General features: G+C 43.8%; 20 protein-coding genes. 11 read left to right on the forward strand and 9 right to left on the reverse strand.

Annotated features, from left to right (window positions below; genetic code table 11):
* Window positions 1-11 precede the first annotated feature (11 nt).
* Entirely contained in the window at window positions 12-2,783 is a 2,772-nt protein-coding gene (locus tag KQI32_RS01330) for a phosphodiester glycosidase family protein (RefSeq protein WP_216423633.1), read from the reverse strand.
* 447 nt (window positions 2,784-3,230) lie between these two features.
* Between KQI32_RS01330 and KQI32_RS01335 the strand changes: the two genes are divergently transcribed.
* Genes KQI32_RS01335 through KQI32_RS01365 form a run of 7 tightly spaced genes read left to right on the forward strand, consistent with a single transcriptional unit; the run spans window position 3,231 to window position 10,856 of the window.
* Complete coding sequence (locus tag KQI32_RS01335; RefSeq protein WP_177691720.1) at window positions 3,231-4,358, forward strand: glycosyltransferase; 1,128 nt, start codon at window positions 3,231-3,233, stop codon at window positions 4,356-4,358.
* 23 nt (window positions 4,359-4,381) lie between these two features.
* Window positions 4,382-5,470, forward strand: a complete 1,089-nt coding sequence (gene csaB, locus KQI32_RS01340) for a polysaccharide pyruvyl transferase CsaB (protein ID WP_216423634.1) — start codon at window positions 4,382-4,384, stop codon at window positions 5,468-5,470.
* 42 nt (window positions 5,471-5,512) lie between these two features.
* A complete protein-coding gene (gene murJ / locus KQI32_RS01345) occupies window positions 5,513-7,087 on the forward strand; it encodes a murein biosynthesis integral membrane protein MurJ (protein ID WP_216423635.1) in 1,575 nt (524 codons plus the stop codon).
* A complete protein-coding gene (locus KQI32_RS01350) occupies window positions 7,080-8,798 on the forward strand; it encodes an O-antigen ligase (protein WP_216423636.1) in 1,719 nt (572 codons plus the stop codon). Before murJ ends, KQI32_RS01350 begins: the two co-directional genes overlap by 8 nt.
* Window positions 8,782-9,903: a glycosyltransferase gene (locus KQI32_RS01355; RefSeq protein ID WP_177691724.1), complete on the forward strand. Its 1,122-nt coding sequence runs from the start codon at window positions 8,782-8,784 to the stop codon at window positions 9,901-9,903. Before KQI32_RS01350 ends, KQI32_RS01355 begins: the two co-directional genes overlap by 17 nt.
* Window positions 9,900-10,379, forward strand: coding sequence for a DUF4330 family protein (locus tag KQI32_RS01360; RefSeq protein ID WP_216423637.1), 480 nt, complete (start codon window positions 9,900-9,902; stop codon window positions 10,377-10,379). Before KQI32_RS01355 ends, KQI32_RS01360 begins: the two co-directional genes overlap by 4 nt.
* 15 nt (window positions 10,380-10,394) lie before the next feature.
* Entirely contained in the window at window positions 10,395-10,856 is a 462-nt protein-coding gene (locus KQI32_RS01365; RefSeq protein WP_177691726.1) for a DUF4330 family protein, read from the forward strand.
* Window positions 10,857-11,084: 228 nt separating this feature from the next.
* Here KQI32_RS01365 and ppdK read toward each other — a convergent pair whose 3' ends face one another.
* Both ppdK and scfA read right to left on the reverse strand, forming a co-directional pair.
* The gene (gene ppdK / locus KQI32_RS01370) at window positions 11,085-13,715 is read right to left on the reverse strand and encodes a pyruvate, phosphate dikinase (RefSeq protein WP_216423638.1); all 2,631 of its coding nucleotides are present in this window, start codon (window positions 13,713-13,715) and stop codon (window positions 11,085-11,087) included.
* Window positions 13,716-14,741: 1,026 nt separating this feature from the next.
* On the reverse strand, window positions 14,742-14,885 hold the full coding sequence (gene scfA, locus KQI32_RS01375; protein WP_216423639.1) for a six-cysteine ranthipeptide SCIFF: 144 nt from the start codon (window positions 14,883-14,885) through the stop codon (window positions 14,742-14,744).
* A gap of 152 nt (window positions 14,886-15,037) precedes the next feature.
* Here scfA and KQI32_RS01380 point away from each other — a divergent pair, with 152 nt between their 5' ends.
* Window positions 15,038-15,463 carry a TIGR04086 family membrane protein gene (locus KQI32_RS01380; protein ID WP_216423640.1) on the forward strand — a complete coding sequence of 142 codons (426 nt, stop codon included), beginning with the start codon at window positions 15,038-15,040 and terminating at the stop codon, window positions 15,461-15,463.
* A 20-nt stretch (window positions 15,464-15,483) separates the two neighbouring features.
* On the opposite strand, the gene KQI32_RS01385 is transcribed toward KQI32_RS01380, so the two are convergent.
* On the reverse strand, window positions 15,484-15,663 hold the full coding sequence (locus tag KQI32_RS01385) for a hypothetical protein (protein WP_216423641.1): 180 nt from the start codon (window positions 15,661-15,663) through the stop codon (window positions 15,484-15,486).
* A gap of 18 nt (window positions 15,664-15,681) precedes the next feature.
* Complete coding sequence (locus tag KQI32_RS01390; protein WP_216423642.1) at window positions 15,682-15,897, reverse strand: hypothetical protein; 216 nt, start codon at window positions 15,895-15,897, stop codon at window positions 15,682-15,684.
* A 124-nt stretch (window positions 15,898-16,021) separates the two neighbouring features.
* Between KQI32_RS01390 and KQI32_RS01395 the strand changes: the two genes are divergently transcribed.
* Window positions 16,022-16,285, forward strand: coding sequence for a helix-turn-helix domain-containing protein (locus KQI32_RS01395; RefSeq protein ID WP_216423643.1), 264 nt, complete (start codon window positions 16,022-16,024; stop codon window positions 16,283-16,285).
* A gap of 662 nt (window positions 16,286-16,947) precedes the next feature.
* On the opposite strand, the gene yajC is transcribed toward KQI32_RS01395, so the two are convergent.
* The 4 genes from yajC to KQI32_RS01415 form a co-directional block, all read right to left on the reverse strand.
* The gene (yajC, locus tag KQI32_RS01400) at window positions 16,948-17,247 is read right to left on the reverse strand and encodes a preprotein translocase subunit YajC (RefSeq protein ID WP_253290972.1); all 300 of its coding nucleotides are present in this window, start codon (window positions 17,245-17,247) and stop codon (window positions 16,948-16,950) included.
* Window positions 17,248-17,364: 117 nt separating this feature from the next.
* A complete protein-coding gene (tgt, locus tag KQI32_RS01405; RefSeq protein ID WP_216423644.1) occupies window positions 17,365-18,498 on the reverse strand; it encodes a tRNA guanosine(34) transglycosylase Tgt in 1,134 nt (377 codons plus the stop codon).
* Window positions 18,499-18,691: 193 nt separating this feature from the next.
* Window positions 18,692-19,717: a tRNA preQ1(34) S-adenosylmethionine ribosyltransferase-isomerase QueA gene (gene queA, locus KQI32_RS01410; RefSeq protein WP_216423645.1), complete on the reverse strand. Its 1,026-nt coding sequence runs from the start codon at window positions 19,715-19,717 to the stop codon at window positions 18,692-18,694.
* A 14-nt stretch (window positions 19,718-19,731) separates the two neighbouring features.
* Window positions 19,732-21,267 (reverse strand): SpoIID/LytB domain-containing protein, encoded by a 1,536-nt coding sequence (locus KQI32_RS01415; protein ID WP_216423646.1) that lies wholly within the window; start codon window positions 21,265-21,267, stop codon window positions 19,732-19,734.
* A gap of 437 nt (window positions 21,268-21,704) precedes the next feature.
* On the opposite strand from KQI32_RS01415, the gene KQI32_RS01420 reads away from it, so the two are divergent.
* Both KQI32_RS01420 and KQI32_RS01425 read left to right on the forward strand, forming a co-directional pair.
* Window positions 21,705-22,469, forward strand: a complete 765-nt coding sequence (locus KQI32_RS01420; RefSeq protein WP_216423647.1) for a ParA family protein — start codon at window positions 21,705-21,707, stop codon at window positions 22,467-22,469.
* 11 nt (window positions 22,470-22,480) lie between these two features.
* Window positions 22,481-23,332 (forward strand): ParB/RepB/Spo0J family partition protein, encoded by an 852-nt coding sequence (locus tag KQI32_RS01425; RefSeq protein ID WP_216423648.1) that lies wholly within the window; start codon window positions 22,481-22,483, stop codon window positions 23,330-23,332.
* The last annotated feature ends 202 nt before the right edge of the window (window positions 23,333-23,534 follow it).

The raw sequence follows: 23,534 nt of genomic DNA on the forward strand, positions 1-23,534 counted from the left end.
ATTACATCTTTCTATATTAATTTACAAAACTCATAGGAAAGCACATTATCTTTTATATTAAATTTTAGATAAGTCCCCCCCGCAATGCTGTTGGCAAAGCTGAAAATATTTCCGCCGCTTATTCGGCCAATGGTTAGATAGCGGACTCCGTCCTGTACTCTTACACTGTCCTTCTCTCCGCTGGAAACAATGAATAACTTTTTCCCCTGGCGGGTGATATGTTTCTCCAGCAAGTCCTCCACAGCCGCTTTTTCCAAAGCATCTGTAAATTGATCTAGCCCCTTGTTCATGATCAAAATAACATAATCTGTATGGATATTTTCAATATCGCTCGCAAACCATTCAAATTGGGCATAGGTAGGCGATTTGATGCTTCCGCTTTGGGTGTCTACTGTGATCGTGGTCACATTCTCGTTCTCTGTCTTAAAATAATTTTCCGTGTAATGAGATCGTGCGTTCGTCCGCAGATAATCAGTGGATGTCATCATCACATTGATATCACTGTAAATGCCAGATTTTCCAACTACTTTGTTCTCCAGAATGCGGTTGATCATTTGTTTTCCCGTCTGCAATTCTCCAAAAACAGTGATATTAAAGCCCTGTGCCGGATCAAAATCCTTATTGTGCAAAGCATCTTTGTTCAGATACGGTTCATCTGATTTTTGAAGAGTACCGGAATAGCCAATGCTCAAATTGTCAAAATAAACGGTGCCGCTTCCCTTTTGGGAAGGATCATATTGTAAGATATAGAGTTTTCGAATTTTCATAGGCCGTGCAATATCGGAAGATACCGGTGCTTCATAATACTGCCAATCCGTGCTGGAAATTCCTTGCGTCGTAAAATAGGTGCGTTGGATTTCGCCGTTTCCGTCTTGAATTTCACAGCCAAGCCAATGGGGCACTTTCTGATCCGACTTTGCCCAGACTCCAAGTTTCGCTGCGCTGTCCGGAAGCGGAATTCCTCCATTGTCAAAGAGAATGTAGGCTCCTTTTTTATCCGCCGCTTCCGACGAAAAATCATAGGTTAATTTTCCCGCGCTGTTTCCTTCCTTCTTCTCCTCCTTTGATACCGTATAACTGCCGGTCACATAGGAAGGATAACCGGTAAAAGTACCATTGGCTTTCTCAAAATTCAAAATGTCCGGGTCAACCGGAACGGATGCCGTCTCGGAATGAGTGCTTCCCGTTATCCCCTGATAAGATACCTTTATCTCGAAAGACCCGTTCACAAGCGAAACGGCCTTATCTCCTTCCAATCGGATTTTATCTGATTCAAAGGTCACGAAGCGATTCGGGATCATTGCACTCCTTCCGTTTGCGTCAATTCCTTTTACCCAAACATTTAGAGGCTCACCCTTGACGGGATTATCCGTATAGCATTCCACCAGCAATTTTTCCGGTTTATCCAGCACTTCGATTTCACAAGATCCTTGGACATCTCCCAGAGACCCCGTTATTTTCAGCTTTCCTGTCTCCTGCGGATAATATTCTTGTCCTTGAAAATTCCCCTGCACGCCAAAAGCGGACAACGTCACTTGTTGTGCATCGATATCCATAGGCTTTAAATTCGTGTCCTCCGCACGCATGGCAACATTCACTGAAGTTCCCTGAAAAACTGTTTTTTCCGGTTCCAAAATAAGTTTGCTGAGAATATTGGTCGGCTGCGCATTGGATTTTACACCAATCCCGTTAATAACAGCACGGTTTTCCGTAGGTTCATTGACCACCTTAAGTGAACCGTCGCTGTTTTCTTTCGCTACCATCTGTGTGGAACCGCCTCCGTCAAAATTCATGGCGTCATAGGCTCCCAATTCAAACATGAAATCTCTTAACTCCTGCAGAGTCATCCCCACCGATCGCTGAGTCCTTCCGTCTACTGTAACCAGCATCAATATTTTCCCCGTCTGATCAATTCCAACTGCGGTACGGGGATGGACTCCGCTGACATTATGGGTGTTTTTTGCCGCTATCCCGCCGGTTATGAGCATGGTTCCGCCTCCGACAGCAGTCTGAAGCGTTCTGTTCGGTGATAAGCTTACATCTGTTTTCACCGCATCCCCCACCTGGAAATTGTCCAGAAGAAAGCTATTAAACTCAGGAAGAAAGGTAAGGACATATCCGTTTTCGGGGATCAACACCGGCTCCATGTCCCTCCTGATTTCGGTTACCCTATCGTTTTCCACTACCATCTCCACGATGTTGTTTTTCGAGCCCAGAGAAGTGTTTTGAAAGTCCCTCGTATACATTACAATACCGTCTAGACTGTCATATTTATTCAGATGCTTTATCTGAGTGGAACTGCCGTTGGGTGCAGTCACCGTGATCGATGTTCTCACATACTCAATAATCAACTTGCCAAATTCGTCCTGTACCAGAGACGCCATATTATCCGTGGTGTCGCTGGAGGTTAAAAGCTCTCCGTTTTCCACCATCATGCCGATGGATGAGCCATGACCGGCCTGTCCTGTCCGCCAAGCAAAAAAATCCGCGTTTACAGCCGCGTCCACATCACTGTTTTTCGCATGCTGCAATACAGTCTCCAGATTGGAAACACCGTCCGGTGAGCGGAGAAGCTTCATCTGAAGCGTAGGCTCGTTCAGATCCGCTGTTATGACATTGATATTTTGCCATCCCTTATCCGTCAGCCTGACAATATGTTTATGTACCAGGCCTTTTGCAATGATGTTTTCATCTGTCTTTTCATAAGCCACATTGCCGGCGAATACCATTTGACCGGCAATCAAAAATACAATGATAAATATGGAAATAATACGTTTCTTCATCCGTGACCTCCTGTCCGTTGTGTGTTGTTCTTTTTCTATTTGACTTGCTGTCGGTTTGCTTTGTTCCGGATAATATTGTAAAATTGACGTTCTTGATGGGAATCAGCATATCATAAGCTGCGAATCTGCCGCCCATACTTACAACATGTTTCTATTATAATACAAATTGCGTCAATTGTATAGTTCCAATATTCCTCATTTTTGATTGAAATCTGCATTGTTTTAGGGTATAATAAAGACACGCCGTGAGCGGAAGCAAGCTCGCGACGGCTGAGTCCTTATTGAATCACAATACTTCGGCGACATTACGCCGCCTTCGTTATTGTGGTATCATAATATTCAGTATTTGCAAAAGTTCAATAAATTACACTTTGATTTCTGCCAAAAGAAAGATTCAGCCCGCCTTTTTTATAAATCAGGCCGGCTGTAAGGAGAGGAAAAGAAACAATGAATCAAAGCCCCAAAATCCTGCTTGCCCTTATGGGCCTGTCCATCGGCGGCGCGGAAACCCATGTTGTAGAACTGGCAATCGGATTAAAAAACGCCGGCTTTACGCCTATTGTCGCTTCCAACGGGGGTGTCTATGTAAAGGTTCTGGAGGAAAACGGAATCAAACATTACCAGGTTCCCCTGAATAATAAAAATCCGCTGAATATGCTCCGGTCTTACCGGCGCTTAGAGCATATTTTAAAGGACGAGAACATAGATCTAATACATGCTCATGCACGGATTCCCGCTTTTATTTTAGGGTTTCTCCATGAAAAGACAAAGATCCCCTTCGTCACAACGGCACACTGGGTTTTTGACACCAGTTTCTACTTTAAGTATTTGACGAACTGGGGGCAGTATTCCTTAGCTGTCAGCAATGACATCAAAAAATACTTAATGGATAATTACCATGTGCCGGAAGAACATATCAAGGTCACAATCAATGGTATTTCCACCCAGCGTTTTAACGATAAAATCAATTACTCCCACCTTTTAAAAGAGCTGAATCTGCAGCCGGACAATCGTCACATTGTGTATATCAGTAGGATGGACGTATCCCGCAGCCTTGTCGCTCACCATATCTGTGATATCGCACCTTATCTGTTTGAAAAGTATCCGGATATTGATATTACCTTGGTTGGAGACGGAGATGATTTTGCCCAAGTTCAGAAAAAAGCGGCCCTTCTTCAGGAAAAGTACGGTAAAAACAAGATTGTTATGGCGGGAGCGCGTACAAATATCAATGAGTTCGTATCCATGTCTGACTTTTTTATCGGTGTCAGCCGCTCTGTAATGGAGGCAATGGCAGCCGGCAAGCCAGTTATCGTATCTGGGAACGAGGGCTATATCGGCATTTTTGACCGTGATAAGCTAGAGCCTTCCATCCTGACGAATTTCTGCTGCCGCGGAGAACAGCCCGCCACCGCTCAGCTTTTAAAAAGGGACTTAACTAAGCTTCTGGAACTCCCGGAAGAGAAAATTGAGGAACTGAAAGCCTACGGAAAGGAAGTCATTTTGGAGCGGTATTCGATCCAGAAGATGACCAATGATAACATCGAAGTCTACAACCTGTTTTTAAACCGTTAATCCGTAAAAAAAGGAGCATATATATGATTGATATATTGATTTCCGGGTTCTACGGATTCAGTAACAGCGGTGACGAGGCCGTATTACAGTCCATTGTAGAACTATTGAAAACAAACAAGCCGGAAATAACCATCGGGGCTCTGACACAGAACGGAAAAAGTATTTATGTCAGAGGGATTCAGCCCGTCAACCGGACCAACCTGTTTCAAATTATAAGAATCATGAAAAAAAGCAAGCTGTTTATCAGCGGCGGCGGAAGCCTTATCCAGGACGTGACCAGCTCCCGTTCCCTTTATTACTATCTGGGCCTTATCCTGCTGGCTAAAATGATGGGAACCAAAGTGATGCTTTATGCCAATGGGATCGGCCCTGTCAACGGTTCTTTTAACCGCTGGCTGTCCAGACGTATTGTGAACAAAGTGGATTTAATTACCCTCCGGGAGACGGATTCCCAGCATGAGCTGAAAGCGATGGGAATTACCAAGCCGCCCTGCTATGTCACGGCCGATCCCGCAATCGAAATTCCTCCCATTGGAGAGCAGGAAATTGCGGCTTTAAAGAAAAAAATCGGAATGGATCCCGCAAAAAATACGGTTTGCCTTTCCATCCGAAAATGGGGAAAATACACGGATAAAATGGTGGATATCCTCGCAAGAACAGCCGACCGTCTGATAGAAGACAGCGGTGTTCAAATCCTGCTGCTTCCCCTGCATTTTTCGAACGACTATAAAATTTGTGATCGTCTCAGAAACACTATGAAACACAACTGTATCCTCCCCGACAAGGATTACCGGGTGCCTGAAATTTTAGGACTCATGAAAGGGTCTCAAGCCGTGATAGGAATGCGTCTGCATTCTTTGATTTATGCCGCTTCGCTGAATGTCCCTGTCGTCGGAATCGTTTATGATACCAAAGTCAAGGGCTTTTTAAATTATATCGGTCAGCCTTTTATGGAAACGGTGGAAGAGATTCAGTTTGAAAGTCTCTTTGAGAAGATAACATACGTCATACAGCAGCGCGGCGCCATCACACAGGAACTCGACAAAAGAATGGCTGAACTGCGGAAACTGACCAAAAAAGACGCGGAGATGGCTATCGGTTTTCTAGAGTAAATGCGCTGTATATCGTATGTCAGCGTCTAAGGAGGCACTATTTTGATAAAAAAAAATACGGCGGTCAAGACGGTCAGCATTATGTTTTTACTGACCTTCTCCGCAAAAATACTGGGACAGCTTCGGGAAATGCTTGCGGCCAGCGCTTATGGCACCGGCGATATGGCAAACGCTTACCAGGTGGCATCACAGATTCCGCTTCTGTTCTTTGAAATCAGCTTGGGTGCGGCAATCTCCTCCACCTTTATCCCGGTGTTCAATGAGATCATGCAGCTGGAGGGACGGGAAAAAGCCTTTCGCTTTTCCTCCAATTTTGTCTGGATTGTATGCGCGATAGCGGCATTTTTCAGCGTAATCGGCATCGTGTTTGCCGAACAAATTATCAGTTTTCAAGGCTCCGGGTTAAAGGAAAATGCGTACAATGCATATCTTATGGCTGTCAATATCCTGCGGATCATGATGCCCATTATGATATTCACGGCGGCTTCCTACTCCTTTGCCGGGATTCTTCAATCACTGGATGAATTTAATACCCCGGCTTCCATGAGCCTAGTTTCCAATTTGTTGGTTATTCTGTATTTTCTGCTATTAAACCGCTACCTTGGCGTCTATGGTTTAGCCGTATTTGTTCTGCTGGGATGGATACTTCAGCTTGTTATCCTGATTCCGGCCTTGAAGAAAAAGCAGTACCGTCTGTCTTTTGTATTCAATCCCAAGGACAGCGGAATCATCAAGACGGCAAAGCTCGCCCTTCCTGTCTTTATCAGTGTATGGGTACAGCCGATCAACAGCATGATTAACACCAAGCTTGCTTCCTATCTAAACGATGGACAGGCCGTTTCGGCTTTGAGCTATGCGAACAAGCTGTATGTGATTATCTCCAGCGTTTTCACATTGGTTCTGACCAACTATATCTTTCCGAAAATGTCCCGGCTGTATACCGCCGGGGATAAGGAGGGGGTTGCTGATGTTTTAAGATCCTCTCTGCGGATTGTTGTTTTGATTATACTGCCGATTATGATTTTGTTTATGACACTGGCAACGCCCATCATCCGTCTGATATATGAACGAGGTGCATTTGACGCAATGTCCACTCGTCTGACAGCTACCGCCTTGCTTTTCTACAGTGTGGGGATGCTGGCTTTGGGATTGATGGAGGTCTTCAACAAAACCTTTTATGCCATGCAAAAGTCTAAGATACCCATGCGGGTATCCATGATAGGCATTACCCTCAATATTATCTTAAGCATTGTGCTTTCCAAGGCGATGGGGTTAGGCGGAATTGCTCTGGCCTCCTCCATTGCGATGATTAGCATGGCCTTTCTTCTGGGATTTCAAATGCGCAGATATGTGCCGCATTTGTTCGACCGCGCTTTTGTGAGCAACACCGTGAAGATTCTGATTTCCGGCGGAGTGATGACGGCTGTTGTCCTGCTTCTGAATCCGATTCTCGCCGCACATTTCACAGGCGGATTTCTGAAAACATTTTTGTGGCTGGCGATTGCGGCCTCCGCCGGAGGAATCGCCTATCTGGCAGCCGCTGTTTTTCTGAGAGTAGATGAAATCATTATGGTTCTAAATAAATTTTTGAAAAAAGGAAGTGACTCCGATGCATGACAGCCTAATCTTAGGATTTTTTCTCCGCATTGCCGCCATATATCAGCAAAGTGGAATAAAACATCTGATTGACCGTATTTTTGATCCACTGAAAAAAAAGTGGAACGACAGTTTTCTGTATCATCTGCTTTTTTTGAAAAAAGCAAGCGATCAAGAATGCAGATTGCTCAGCAGTTTTGTTCATATTATCAACCGTATCATTCGCTGGTTATCCAAAAAACTACAGGCATTTTTCGGTCTTTTCAGCAACAGCGCAATTACATACGGAACGCGAAGTACCGTGAATTATCTAGCCAATCTTTTTCACAAAAGTTTTTTCGGCAAGCTTTTTTATCGGTATATGGAGTTGAAAATTCCGGAGGGATACAGCAGCGTTAATAAAAAAGCAGTTCTCTACACGATAGGAGCCTGGTTTTTGGTATCCCTGTTAGGTGCCGTTCTGCTGCCGCTGAAATATGCCGTTCTGTTAAGCGGCGGGATAGTCTTTGCCGCACTGGTTTTTGTATACCCTGTGTTTGGTGTTTTTACCGTTGTAGTGGGCTCCGCTTTTCTGCCCACAATGGCTCTGGTGGGAATGATTCTTCTAACCATTGTTTCTTTTATGGCAAGACTTATTAAACAGCCGAAGAAGCCTCTGAAAATCGATCTGCTGGGCATTGCCATCGGTGTGTTTTTCGTGGTCATTGTCATTTCCAGCCTGTTTTCTTATGAGCGCACAGAAAGCTTAAAAGTAGCCGCTGTTGTTTTGGTTTTTATGACTTTTTATGTTGTTTTATATAATCTGATTGAAAACAAGAGACAGCTGAAAGCTTTGATCTCCCTGTTTCTTTTGACCGGTCTGGGAATTGCCCTTATCGGCATTTATCAAAACTTTGCCGGAACATCGGCCGGAAACGTATGGATTGATCAGGATATGTTTTCGGATATCCAGGGAAGAGTCTACTCCACCTTTGACAATCCGAATGTGTTCGGTGAATATCTGCTTTTGCTGATCCCACTTTCTTTTGCATGGTTTGTCCATATGAAAAAGCCCCTGGCAAAGAGCGTCACTTTAATGAACACGCTGTTTTTGTGCCTGTGTATGATATTCACCTATTCCCGCGGATGCTGGCTTGGCCTCATCTTCGCCGTTGTCCTCTTTACGGCATTTTACAATAAACACTACTTTGTGCTTTTCGGGATTGTTGGCGTTGTAGCTGTTATGTTCCTGCCTGACAGCATTATCAACCGGTTTACCAGTATCGGAAATTTGGAGGATTCCTCCTCCCTTTACCGTTTATTTATCTATCTGGGTTCCATCGGTTTATTGAGGCATTTCTGGTTCTCCGGCATCGGCCCCGGTACGCCTGCCTTCAACCGAATATACCCCTATTATTCCTATAGCACCATCATTGCGCCCCATTCCCACAACTTGTATCTGCAGACCTTTATCGAATATGGACTGGCCGGGATCGTTTCTTTTCTGACTATCTGCTGCGTATTTTTCCAGAGGGCTTTTCATACTGTGAAGGAATATGGGGAAAACAAAGAAAAAATAATTGTAGTCGCAATGATTGCAGGGATGACCGGCTATCTGATTCAGAGTGTGTTTGACTATACGTTTTATAATTACAGAATGATATTGATATTCTATATGTATCTCTGTTTCAGTTCGCTATACCGCAAATTTTTACTCATCGAAAAGGAGCAGACAAATGCTGAAAGTATTTAACGTAACCTCCGATTCCAATATCGGCGGGGCGGGAAAATGTGTGCTGACTTACGCAAAGTATCATGATCGTTCCAAAATTGATTTGAGTGTCGTGATCCCCACCGGAAGTTTGCTTGAGCCCGCTTTAAAAGAGTTAAAAACCCGTTACTTTGCATTACCCAACTATGCGGATAAATCTCTCTCTTTCAAAGGAATCAAAGAGTTTTACAGGCTGTTTCAAAAAGAGCACCCGCAGATTGTTCATACCCACGGAAGTTTATCTGCCCGAATCGCCGCACGGCTTGCCGGCGTTGACAGGATTATCTATACCCGCCATTGCGTGTTTGAGCCAAAGCCTTTTCTTACAACACCGATCGGGAAATGGGTGTCCCGCCTGACCACCAAGCTGTTTACCGACAAAATCATTGCGGTGGCGGAAGCAGCCAAGGATAATATCGTTGCGGAGGGCGTATATCCCGATTACATCACGGTGGTCAAAAATGGAGTCGAACCCCTGTCCCCAGCGGATCCGACTGTCATTTCCGCCCTGCGGGAAAAATACCATTTCAAAGAAGGAGACTTTGTCACTGCACTAGTGGCAAGATTACATAAAGTAAAAGGACATGAATACTATATTCAAGCCGCAAAAATATTCAAAGAGAAAGGCTTACCCATTAAATGCTTTATTGCCGGTACTGGCGATGAAGAGGAAAACTTAAAGCAGCTTGCAAACGATTTGGATGTCACGGATTATGTGGTGTTCGCGGGTTTTGTGAGCAATGTATCTGAGATCATGAGTATGATCGATTTACAGATCAACGCTTCTTACGGCACCGAGGCGACCAGTCTCTCCCTTCTTGAGGGAATGAGCTTGCACAAGCCGGCTGTGGTCACCGATTTCGGAGGAAATCCCGGTGTGATTTATCCGGAGAAAAACGGCTTGCTGGTTCCGATTAAGGACGGTGACGCGCTGGCGAAAGCCGTTATCCGTATCTATGAGAATGAAGCGCTGAGAAACCAGTTAATTCGTGGAGCCCAAGAAGTCTTTGAAAAGGAATTCCGTGCGGAAATTATGACAAGAAACATCGAGCAGGTTTACTTCGATGTGATGGGAGGAAAAGTATGAGCAAAAAGAAATTGAACGTAATTGATTATGTGATCATTATTTTGATCATCGCCGCAATCGGAGTGGCGGCTTACCTGTTAAAGAGCACTCTAAACCAGCATTCCCAGGGAAACGACGCGTCCACCGTCACTTTTGAAGTGTTTCTGCAGGAGCAGAATACCTATATGGGAGAAGCTGTGCAGGCGGCTATCGGGGAAGAACTTCTTTTGAGCCAGAAGGAGAAAGATTACGGCACTTTGAAGGATGTAAAAGTGGAGCCCGCCAAAAGAGCTGTTCAGGATAAAGTCAGCGGAACCTTCCGGGAAGAAACCCTTCCAAACAAATATGATATCACCTTGGTTATTGAGGCAAAAGCGACGGTCAGCGATATGGGCATCTCCATCGGGCAGGCCCCGGTGAGAACGGGAACGCAGATGGTTGTGGGCAACAAGGCTTTTGCCGCCGCCGGATATATATTTAACATTACCGCAAATTAGAAAGAGGTGAGTCCCATGAAAAAGAAATTTAATGCTTTAGATATTTTGTTCATCGCTGTTATTGTTGTCGCCGTTATCGCCGTGGGGGTGCGCTTCACCTCGTCCAGGACGGCAAAGGCAACCTCTCCCGTCAAGCTGGAGGTTGTTGTCCGTGTGGATAATATCCGGGAATGCTCTGTCAATTCTATCAAGAAGTCTGAGACATTTTATGATAAGGATAAACTGTTTGGAAAGGTGAAAAACGTGACTGCTGAGCCGTTCCGGGATAACATTGAGAAAATTGACGGCACAGTAGTCAGCGCCGAAAATCCGGAAAAGTACACCGCTTATATTACAATGGACGTGGAAACCGTTCAGAACGATCACAATTATTTTACCCCTAATCTGAAGACGTTTGGTGTGGGTTCTTCCTTGTCTATTCAAAGCAAATATGTCGCCTTTGAGTCCAGAGTGCAGAGTATTAAGCTGATTCAGTAAGAGATTTTTATGTTCGGCAGATTGACCGAAAAAGGAAAGGGTGCTCCGTCTTCTAATAGACGGAGCACTTCCTCTTTTCATAAGGGGCATTGCCTCATTATGTAACAATGCAACAAGAGTTTACACTTCCATTGAAAAAAGAAGCATCTTTTCCGATGCTTCTTTTTCTTTCATTTTAGTTTGCCTTAAAAGTTATATTTGGTTTTGCCCCAAAACAAAGCAATCTGATTATTTTGAAGATTTGATGTTTGCCTGAGCAGCAGCCAATCTTGCGATCGGAACTCTGAACGGTGAGCATGATACATAATCGAGTCCCAGTTTGTGGCAGAACTCAACCGATGTCGGATCGCCACCATGCTCGCCGCAGATACCTACGTGCAGGTTCGGGTTGACCGGCTTACCAAGCTTGATAGCCATATCCATAAGCTTACCAACGCCTGACTGATCAAGTCTTGCAAACGGATCGTTCTCGAATATCTTTGCATCATAGTAAGCGTCAAGGAACTTCCCTGCATCGTCACGTGAGAAACCGTACGTCATCTGTGTAAGGTCGTTTGTACCGAAACAGAAGAAGTCCGCCTCTTTTGCGATCTCATCCGCTGAAAGTGCAGCTCTGGGGATCTCAATCATTGTACCAACCTCATACTTAAGATTGCTTCCTGCAGCTGCGATTTCAGCATCGGCTGTTTCTACAACCATCTGCTTAACGCATTTCAATTCCTTAACCTCACAGATAAGCGGAATCATAATCTCCGGAACGATTGTCCAGTCCGGATGAGCCTTTGAGACATTGATAGCCGCACGGATAACAGCCTTTGTCTGCATCTTTGCGATTTCCGGATAGGTTACTGCAAGACGGCAACCACGGTGTCCCATCATCGGGTTTGACTCGTGCAAGCCGTTTATAATATCCTTAATCGCCTCAACCGACTTACCCTGTGCCTTTGCAAGTGTTTCGATGTCAGCTTCCTCTGTTGGAACGAACTCGTGAAGCGGGGGATCAAGGAAACGGATTGTTACCGGATGTCCCTCAAGCGCCTCATAAATAGCCTCGAAGTCGCCCTGCTGCATGGGAAGGATCTTCTCAAGTGCAGCTTCTCTTTCCTCAAGTGTATCCGCACAGATCATCTCACGGAATGCATCGATTCGGTTGCCCTCAAAGAACATGTGCTCTGTACGGCAAAGACCGATACCCTCTGCGCCAAGCTCTCTTGCCTTCTTAGCATCAGCCGGAGTATCTGCGTTTGTTCTTACCTTCAATGTTCTGAACTTGTCAGCCCATGCCATAATTCTGCCGAACTCGCCTGCGATTGAAGCATCAACGGTCGGGATTATGCCGTCATAGATGTTGCCAGTTGAACCGTCAAGTGAAATAGCGTCGCCCTCATGGTAAACCTTACCGTTCAGTGTGAATTGCTTGTTCTCCTCGTCCATAACGATGTCGCCGCAGCCCGATACACAGCATGTCCCCATACCACGTGCAACAACGGCAGCGTGTGATGTCATACCGCCGCGAACAGTAAGTATACCCTGAGCAGCCTTCATACCCTCAATATCCTCAGGTGATGTTTCAAGACGAACAAGGATTACCTTCTCGCCCTTTGCACTCCATGCCTTTGCGTCATCAGCTGTGAATACAACCTTACCGCAAGCAGCGCCGGGAGATGCACCCAAAGCCTTGCCCATCGGAGCTGCAGCCTTAAGAGCAGCTGCATCAAACTGCGGGTGAAGCAATGTGTCAAGGTTTCTCGGATCGATCATCTCAACAGCCTCTTCCTCTGTTCTCATTCCCTCGTCAACAAGGTCACAAGCGATCTTCAAAGCTGCCTGAGCGGTTCTCTTACCGTTTCTTGTCTGAAGCATATAAAGCTTACCGTGCTCTATCGTAAACTCCATATCCTGCATATCTCTGTAGTGATTTTCAAGATTCTTACATACGTCCTTGAACTGTGCAAATGCCTCGGGGAACTTTTGCTCCATCTCGGCAATCGGCATCGGTGTACGAACACCTGCAACAACGTCCTCGCCCTGCGCGTTTGTCAAGAACTCACCCATAAGCTTCTTCTCGCCTGTTGCCGGATCACGTGTAAATGCAACACCTGTACCGCAATCGTCACCCATGTTACCGAACGCCATCATCTGAACGTTAACGGCTGTACCCCATGAATAAGGAATATCGTTGTCACGGCGGTATACGTTAGCTCTGGGGTTGTCCCATGAACGGAATACTGCCTTAACAGCTCCCATAAGCTGCTCCTTCGGATCGGTTGGGAAGTCCTCACCAATCTTTGACTTGTATTCCGCCTTGAACTGGTTAGCAAGCTTCTTCAGATCATCCGCTGTAAGGTCAACATCCTGCGTAATGCCCTTCTCCTCTTTCATCTTGTCGATGAGCTCCTCAAAGTACTTCTTGCCAACCTCCATAACGACGTCTGAGTACATTTGGATAAATCTTCTGTAGCAGTCCCAAGCCCAACGCTCGTTGTTTGACTGCTTTGCCATATAATCAACAACCTCTTCGTTGATACCGAGGTTAAGGATTGTGTCCATCATACCCGGCATTGACGCTCTTGCACCTGAACGAACAGATACTAAAAGCGGATTTTCGGGATCACCGAACTTCTTGCCTGTAATTTCTTCCATTTTAACGATGTGCTCGTTTATCTGAGCCTGGATTTCATCGTTTATTGTTCTGCCATCCTCGTAATACTTTGTGCAGGCTTCTGTTGAAATTGTGAAACCCTGCGGGACAGGAAGTCCGAGTTTTGTCATTTCCGCCAGATTGGCCCCTTTGCCGCCCAGCAGATTTCTCATAGAAGCGTCGCCTTCTTTGAAAAGATAAACATATTTATTGCTCATCTTTCATCCTCCTTACACATTGTTTTGTATCATTATAAATTTTCAGCGATAGATAAAAGCATTATCCTTTGGCTTTTCTGTACCGGATATAGCACCTGTATCCTTAATAGTTTAGCATATATCAAAGACGTTGTAAAGATTTTTTCATTTAATTAAGAAAGTTTTTGTCTTATTTTCTGTGAAATAATCCAACTTTTAAAAAACAACGTTACTTTCTGATTTTTTTGACACGGCGCATCTATTTGTATCAAAGAAACGGTTGAAGAGCCCTCAAACAGGTTTGCCATACTCTTTTTCAGCTCGTTTCGCCTCATCGGAAATTTTTCTGTTAAAGTCTTATTATAACCCTATTCTTTCTTTTTTATACTCTTATCCCAATTCATTTTATCTCTGTGATAAAAACAGCAGAAAGGAAAGAAAACAATGTGATTTTTAGAATCTTTTGAAATAATTAAATAAATAAATTTATAAAGATATTTGTGTGTGTACACAATTTCAGAGTGCCTTTAAGGGAGATTTCCGTTCGTTAAAGAATTCATCCTATAACTGCGGGCAAGACGTCCCCCGCCTCTTAAGCATTAGGGAGGCGAACCCTATATGCCCTGCACTTGTTAAACTTTCGCCTTTTCGGATTGTCGGTCTTGCAAGGCGTCAGCCTTGCTGCACTCTTACGCACCAAAAAAACGAAATTTTTCCTGCATGCAGGGTCGCAGAGTTTCCACAGAGCAAATTTTTTGTAAGACAAGGAAAAAGCGCAGATCATCCTGACGGATTGACGAGCATTTTGACGCAGGATTGCGGGAAATTTGCCTGTGGAAACCATATTGTGTTTGCCTCCCTAATGCTTAAGGCCGCAGGTTCCATATCCGCAATCAGCGGGAGTACAATCTCCCGCGCTGATCGCGACACTGCTATGCAGTGTCCTTGTCCTCGTTGAATGACGGGACAAACCCTTATTGAAAAATGGATCTGCAAGGATATACAGACAGAAAAAAAGGTCTTCCGCAAAACGGAAGACCTTTTTGATTAGTTAAATTTTTCACACTTCTGATTTGCCACCGTGCAAGAAGTTTTGCAGGCTGACTGGCAGGAAGTCTGGCATTCGCCGCAGCCGCCTTTTGCAGCCGTCTTGGCAAGATTCTGCCCTTTTAACGTTTTAATATGTTTCATTGGTATCAACCTCCTTACGCTATGTACAGATTTCTTTCCTTATCATACCACAAACGACGCCAAATGAAAAGTGTTTTTTTGTATTTTTATTTGCATATTTCACAGAATCCATACATAGTGTATACTAACAGATCAAACCGGGAGGATGACTTATGAACACACCGACGCCTTATAAGGAATTTCACGACAGCACAATCAGCATAAAAAGAAGCTTTACGACAGCACTGATCGCCATGGCACTGAGCGTTGTATGCTATCTTCTTTTTTCCCTGCTGATTTATCTTGGGCTTTTGAGTGAAAGAACCATCCGCCCAATTGTGTTTATCGTAACCTGCCTTTCAACCTTTACCGCCGGTTTTATGAACTCCAAGAAAGCCAGGCAATGCGGCTGGGCTAACGGAGCGGCTGTGGGCGGTATCTATATGGTTTTTTATTATCTTTTCAGCATTATCACCAGCGGTCAGTTTATTTTCTGCCTGAACATGATGGCTATGATTCTTCTGGGACTGTTGATGGCGGTTATCGGCGGTATTCTTGGAATCAATTTCAGGGCAAACAAAAAATGCAGAAGAACTTAATTTTCTTTTTTCAGCGGGAGTCACATTCCCGCTGAATTTTTGTAATGCGGCGGCTCCTTCTCTTCCGTGACTTTATTCTGCTGTTCGCCGCTCCATCCTTTGCTGATATTAAAAGCCTTTATCTGGGCAAGATGCAGATCCTCCAGCACTTTCGTCACACTCTCATACAATTCATAAAATGCTCTTTGGTAATCCGTCATTATTTCTTCCTCCATCCATCACTTTTGCATTTTTAGGGCACGGGGACATTCGCGGTCAATGCAATGCCTGCAATCCTCTTCCCATCTCTTTTCCAGACAGCACAGCATGTAATCACACTCGTCACAGCAACATTCGATCAAGGCTCCATCTTTTCCAATCTGTTCCCCGTTTCCGGCGCAATCCTTTCCGAGATTGCCCGGCGTCAATTCAATTCCGGTTCTGTCTATGATCATTTTTCTTCTCTTCCAAAATATTTTTCTATTTTTTGTTTACCATACGTTTATGTAACGTATTTTATCACGAAAATTATGTTAATGTCAAGTAAAATACGTGAATTTATTGTATATGAGGATAAAAATGAAGAAAATTGAATTTGATGGAAATAAAAACGTAATATACAAAAATGTAAAGCTTTTCCGAGTAAAAAGAGATTTGACACAAAGTCAGTTAGCTGCAAAATTACAAACAATGAATATTAATATTGATCAGCAGATGATAAGTAGAATAGAAAACAACAGCCGATTTGTAACCGATTATGAATTAGCGTGTTTATGCCTTATTTTAAATGTGGATGTGAAAGACATGCTTCAGGATTTTTATGATGGGCTGGATAAAGATTAAATAATATGAAATTTTACAATACGTAAACGGCAGGAGAAAACTCCTCCCTTACGGTAAACAGTAGACGGTATACTGGGCGGGGCGATGTGGGCATCGCCCCCTACAGTATGTGCCAAAGAATAGCGGCGGAATGCCACCTCGGCGGAACATGCCGTTCTACTGTATATTGTCAACTGTATACTCACTACTCATGTAGGGGACGATGCCCACATCGTCCCGAAACAAATCATTTGTAGAGCAGGAGCAGACTCCTGTGCTACAATATTAAATGAGATTGTATTTTGTAAAAGTTACGATGGGCGGATATTATCCGCCCCTACGGTGTGTACATGGTTTTGTTTTATTTTTCGGGAAGGGATGGAACCCCTCCCCTACAAGTCGACGTTTGTATTTTGCGGTACACATTGTCATTCCGAGGTACGAGGAATCTCCAATAAGGTACAGAGGCAAAGCACAAAGAAACTGTATTTTGTACGCTGCGCGTTGAGCTGGCTGGGCGATTTTTCGCTTTGCTCAGAATGACAGACTGCGAAAATACATCATAACCGTAGGGGCGAACTGCGTTCGCCCGTTCTTCAGTTCTCTTTTGCTCGGCTTTTTCCTCCGTTCCCCATCGAATCATCTCCAAAAGAAAAAAGACCGGAACACCGGTCTTTTCCCATTTATGCTTTTTCTTTTGTTTTGACTTCCTTGATACCCCATTTATAAAGGTGGACAGGTGTTTTTTCAACGGTACCCATCTCCATAACAATGGTTTCATCCTTTATTTTGGTTATCTTACCAAACATTCCGCCGATGGTTGTGACTTCATCCCCCACCTGCAGATTTGCCAGCAATTCCTTAAACTGTTTGTCCCTCTTTCTCTGCGGACGGATCAAAATAAAATAAAAGATGGCAACCATCAAAACCAACATAATAATAGGCTGTATATAAGCCGCCATTCCAACTGCTTGTGTTTCCATATTCCGCACACCTCCTTCATTTGTATATATTATAGTACATTATACCTGTTTTCTCTTAGAATAGCAAGCATTTTTTCAAAAATCCCAAACGAACGTCAAAGTTCGCGCTTTTTTCAATTATTCCGCCTTCTGCCTGTACAGGGAAGATTTTTCGCTGCGGAAGGAAGAAAAGGTTCCCTTATCCAGATGATCCCGGATATCCTGCATCAACTGATTATAGAAATACAGATTGTGCAGCACACAAAGGCGCATGGCAAGCATCTCTTTCGCCTTAAACAAATGGCGGATATACGCCCTGGAATAATGGCGGCAGGCTGGACATCCGCATTCCTCGTCGATCGGACGGTCATCCCTCTCATACTTTTTATTCAGCAGATGGATCACGCCCTGATGGCTGTACAGGGTTGCATGCCTGGCATTTCTGGCGGGCATGACGCAGTCAAAGAAATCCACACCTCTGGCCACCGCTTCTATGATATTGGACGGCGTCCCCACCCCCATCAAATAGCGGGGTTTGTCCTCCGGCATATAGGGTTCCACCGTCTCTATGGTTTCATACATTTCCTGTTCGCTTTCCCCCACAGCCAGACCGCCGATGGCGTATCCCTCACAGCCGATCTCTCGGATCTGCTTCATATGTTCTATTCTCAGTTCTGCATATGTGGATCCCTGATTGATACCAAACAGCATCTGATGAGGATTAAGCGTCCCCTCCTGTCTGTTTAGCCGATCCATCTCGTCCCGGCAAACCCTGAGCCATCTTGTGGTGCGCTCAATGGACTGCTTGGTATAGGAATATTCCGCAGGATTCTCAATACACTCGTCAAACGCCATCGCAATGGTGGAAGCCAGATTGGACTGAATCCGCATGCTTTCCTTCGGCCCCATAAAAATTTTTCTTCCGTCGATATGGGAATTGAATTGAACTCCCTCCTCGCTGATTTTGCGGAGCTTCGCCAGGGAAAAAACCTGAAATCCTCCGCTGTCGGTCAATATAGGGCGATCCCAATTCATAAATTTATGAATTCCGCCCATATCCCTCACAACCTCGTCTCCCGGGCGAAGATGCAAATGATAGGTGTTGGAGAGTTCTACCTGACAGCCTATCTCCTTTAAATCCATACTGGAAACCGCTCCTTTGATAGCGGCAATTGTCCCCACATTCATAAAGACCGGGGTCTGTATTTCTCCGTGTATTGTCTGAAAGGACCCTCGTCTTGCAGAACCTTCTTTCTTTTTAAGCTGATACATAGTTACTCCGTTTCTTTTATTTCTTGTTTTCTATCCCGATTCAATGGACGATTCCACTCCCGCCTTCTGCACAGGCGGAGATATTTTCGTTTCTTCCCATTCTATTCAATAAGGGCTTGCCCCGTCATTCAACGAGGACAAGGGCACTGCATAGCAGTGCCGCCTTAAGAGGCGGGGGACATCTTGCCCGCAGTTATATAATAAGCATGGCGTCCCCAAAGCTGAAAAAGCGATATTTCTCTTTGATTGCAATTTCATATGCCTTCATGGTTTTCTCATAGCCGGCCAAAGCCGAAACCAGCATAATCAAAGAGGATTCCGGAAGATGAAAATTCGTGATAAGTCCATCCAGAATTTTAAACCGGTAGGATGGATAAATATAGATTCCGGTGTAGCCGGACTGCTGACGCACTCTCCCTTTTTCATCCGCTACGGTTTCCAGCACTCTGCAGGAGGTGGTTCCCACACCTATCACCCGGTTTCCCGCCTGTTTTGTGCGGTTTATGATATCAGCGGTTTCCCCGGTCATAATGTAATACTCCTGGTGCATCTGATGTTCTTCGATATTCTCTGTTTTCACGGGGCGAAATGTTCCTAAGCCTACATGAAGGGTGACGAACACTACATTGATTCCCTTTTTCCTGATTTCATCCAGCAATTCATTGGTGAAATGAAGTCCTGCCGTAGGTGCCGCGGCGGAACCCTCATACTTTGCATAGACGGTCTGATACCTCTCTTTATCCTCGAGCTTTTCGTGAATATAGGGTGGCAGAGGCATTTCCCCCAGCCGATCCAACACTTCCTCGAAGACTCCTTCAAAAGCAAACCGCGCAATCCGGTTTCCGTTTTCTAGAACTTTTATGATTTCGGCAGAGAGAATGTCGCCTCCAAACCGGAATTTCGCCCCTTCTCTCGCTTTTTTGCCTGGGCGCACAAGAATTTCCCAATCGGTATGATTCATGCGCTTTAACAATAAAAATTCGATGGCTGAGCCGGTTTCTTCCTTTAAGCCGTGCAGCCTGGCAGGAAGAACCCTTGTGTCGTTCAACACAAGGGTATCTCCTTTATTCAAATAATCGATCACATTGTGAAAGGTTTTATGTTCCACACTATCTTTTCTTCTGTCCAGCACCATCAGCCGAGAGGCTGTGCGATCTTTCAGCGGAACCTGGGCGATCAACTCTTCCGGAAGATCATAATAAAAGTCATGTCGTTTCAACTCTGTTTGCTCCTCTATTTCCCTGTTGTAATTTCAACACCGGTATAATAATGTTTTAAAATCTGTTCATAGCTGTATCCATGATCCGCAAGCCCTATCGCTCCATTCTGGCACATTCCGACTCCATGACCGTTTCCTTCCCCTTTGATTACAAAGGATTCCGATACAGTGGGAAGTGTTTTGGGTACAACTTCACCATTCTCCACAGTCAGCACAGTGACCGCGTTTCCTTCTATTTTGGTGATGCCGTTGGCATCGAGCTTTTCTCTCCCTCCCAGATTCCAATACAAAAATCCACTGGCAGTCAGAATGCGGAATGTATTTTGCGGTACAATGTCATAAAACTGGCTTTTCAAATTCAAAATGGTGCGGGCTTGTTCCCGCTCAAACACTTTGGTCATCTTGTCACCGGTAATTTGTATTTTCAAAACTCTTCCGGTTGGCGTGCGTTCCAAGATCTCAAGGGACTGAAGGTTTCCAAAATCATATCCCTTGGCAAGAAGCGTCTGATTGATCGTGGAAAAATCCAGAGGAAGTTCCCAGCTGACATCTTTGCAGTAGGGATCCTCCACCGATTTCAAATAAGGATGCGGACTGCCCCATACATTTTCCACATCCTCCGTTCTCCCCCCGCAGCTTGCAGAATAAACTGCTGTTATAATTTTTCCGTCATAGGTCAATACCTGCTTATTCGTTTCATTGACGGCCTGCGTTGTGCTGTCTTTTTCCCAGCTTACCCCTTTATATACCTGACAATGCTGGGAATCGCACAGTGAAAAACCCATAGAAGCATGGCGGCCGCTGTTCTGCACCGCATAGGTTCTGGCGCACACTGCCTGGGCTTTCAAAGCTTCCAAACCGGAACCCGCAGGAATTTCAGACGGAGTTACACTGTACAGATATTCGTTCATCGAAACCTTTGAGATAACCGTCATATCGCTTGCGTCCTGACGGATAAAAACAACAGATCCCCTGTATTCCACCGAATCAATTAGCAGTGTGCCACCGTTTTTTGACGCAATCTCCAGATTTTCACCGGTTTGTTCACTGAACACCAGCTTTGTCTGTCCGCTTTTCTGATCGGATATCCGTATTCTCTTCTGATTGGGTTCAATCATATAGGCAGAGGGATTGGTTTGCCGAATTTCCCAAAGCAGATTGTTCGCATCGGTGTGATTCATTATTTTTTCACGGGCGGCATAGAACACATTATCCTCGTAATAGATCATATCATTTTTATTTTCTTCCGTATAGGTTAATGCACTATTATAATCCAAAAATCCGCCTTTTTCTATAATAAGGTAGGTTTCTTCATTATTAATTTGCGCCTTTTCTACCATAATGTTTGTTTCATCCAGAACAGCTACCTGCTTGCCGGATTCGGTCCCAATCCGAAAACCGTTATTGTTTTTTAAGTTTACCGATTTAACCGCTGTACTCCCATATTTCAGGCCAATTTTTATGGTTTCAGGCACAGCTATATCAGCCTGTACAAAAATACAGGACATTAATAACATGATTCCAATCAAAAAAATGGATTTATATCTCAAAACATTTTCTCCTTTTATACAGCAAGGATTTTTGCCGACCACACTTTTTTTTTTCATTTTCTACTGTTCAGACAAGATGATATTCCTGCAGTCAGCAAATAACGTTTCTTTCTTACAATAGAGCGGAAAATAATCTTCTTTTATTATAATATGTAAACCATTTAAAGTCAACGATTATCCTTGTTTTTCTAATATATATTTTTTAAAATGTTTCACATGAAACATACCTTGTTTTTTGTTTCACGTGAAACATTTTGAATCATTTCTCTTTCTTTTTTTTATAAAACATGATATAATAAAAACATGCCGTGGGCGGAAAAGGATCTTCCGGCGGCTGAATTCTTATTAAATCACAATACTGCGGCGATATTATGCCGTCTTCATTGTTGTGGTATCATAATTTTGTATAGATTGAAACATGTTTAGGATGTGATTTTGTGGCTAAAATTATAGCTGTAGCCAATCAAAAAGGCGGCGTCGGAAAAACGACTACGGCGGTCAATCTTGCCGCATGTATCGGCGCACTAAAGAAAAAAGTTCTTGTCATCGATTCCGATCCTCAGGGAAATGCTACAAGCGGATTGGGGATCGATAAAAATGAAGTATCCAAAAATTATTATGATGTTTTAATGGAAGGGGAGTCAATTGAAAACACGGTTATCCCCACAAATTATAAAAATGTTTCGGTCGTTCCCGGAAATATGGATCTGTTGGGTGTTGAGGTGTCCCTGGATAAAAAGGAAAACAAAGAATATATTTTGAAAAACAGCCTTTCTCAATATCAGAACGATTTTGATTTTATTTTTATCGACTGCCCCCCTTCCCTCAACTATATTACAATCAACGCATTTGCCGCGGCGGATTCGATTATTATCCCAATTCAATGCGAATATTTTGCTTTGGAAGGGGTTAGTGATTTGATTGAAAATATTAAACTGATCAAAAATTCAATCAATCCGAGACTAGAAATCGAGGGTATTTTACTTACCATGTTTGATTCAAGAACAAACCTTTCCATCCAGGTTGCCCAAGATGTGAAGGATTGCTTTCCAAAAAAGGTATATAAGGTTGCCATTCCCAGAAACACACGGTTGGGGGAAGCTCCCAGTTTTGGAACACCTATCATTTATTATGACAAATATTCCAAGGGTGCCGAAAGCTATAAAGCCCTTGCCAAAGAATTTTTAAAGCAAAACAGATAAGGAGGATTTACATGGCCAGAAGAGGTTTGGGAAAAGGACTTGCCTCCCTGATTCCCGAAGAGAAGCAGCTCTCTCCCTCCGGTGAAAATGTGGTATCTGAACTGAATATTGTGGATGTAGAGCCAAATAAAAACCAACCCAGAAAACATTTTGATGAGGATAAGCTGGAAGCCTTGTCCACTTCGATCAAGGAAATGGGTGTGATTCTGCCTATTATCGTAGTGAAACAGGAAAACGGAATGTATCTCATCATCGCCGGGGAGCGCAGATGGCGCGCCGCAAAAAAGGCAGGGTTAAAGAAAATTCCCGCCATTATAAAAGATTATGAATCCAAAGAAGCCGCGGAAGTGGCTATGATTGAAAATCTGCAGAGAGAGGATCTCAACCCGATTGAAGAAGCGGAAGGTTATAAATCTCTGATCGATTCCTTTTCTTTGACGCAGGAGGAAATCAGTAAGCGTGTCGGAAAGAGCAGGACAGCCATCACAAACTCTATGCGTCTTTTAAGTTTGCCTGATACGATTATTCCACTGATTATATCGGGCGATTTATCCAGCGGGCATGCCCGTGCGCTGATTACGTTACAATCAGATGAATTGAAATTGGAGATTGCCAAACGTATTATAAAGGAAGGGCTGAATGTCCGCCAGGTGGAAGCTCTTGTGAAACATTTAAATACCGAACCCAAAGAGACGAAATCAAAAGATGATCCAATCCAAATAGAAATCCAGCATATCGAATCTGATTTGTGTAAAAAATTATCCACCAAGGTTCATATCAAACATGGAGTGAAACGCGGAAAAATAGAAATAGAATATTATGGGAATGATGATTTGGAACGGATTTTGAAGTTTTTGAATTAAATGTAATAATATGTAAGCTAAAATTTCGCGTTCTATTTCATTTTTAAAACTACAGTAATGAAATATATCAAATGAAGACATTTTTTAAATACAGCTTGATTTTTTAGGTTTTAGGGTTTATAATAAAATTATTCCATTTTTAATTGGATGATAAACGGTTTTTTCATTCATTTTATTTTGTTAAATGAATTATTACAATAAA

This window comes from Acetivibrio sp. MSJd-27, assembly GCF_018918095.1.
In the GTDB taxonomy this organism is placed as follows: Bacteria; Bacillota; Clostridia; order UMGS1840; family HGM11507; genus HGM11507.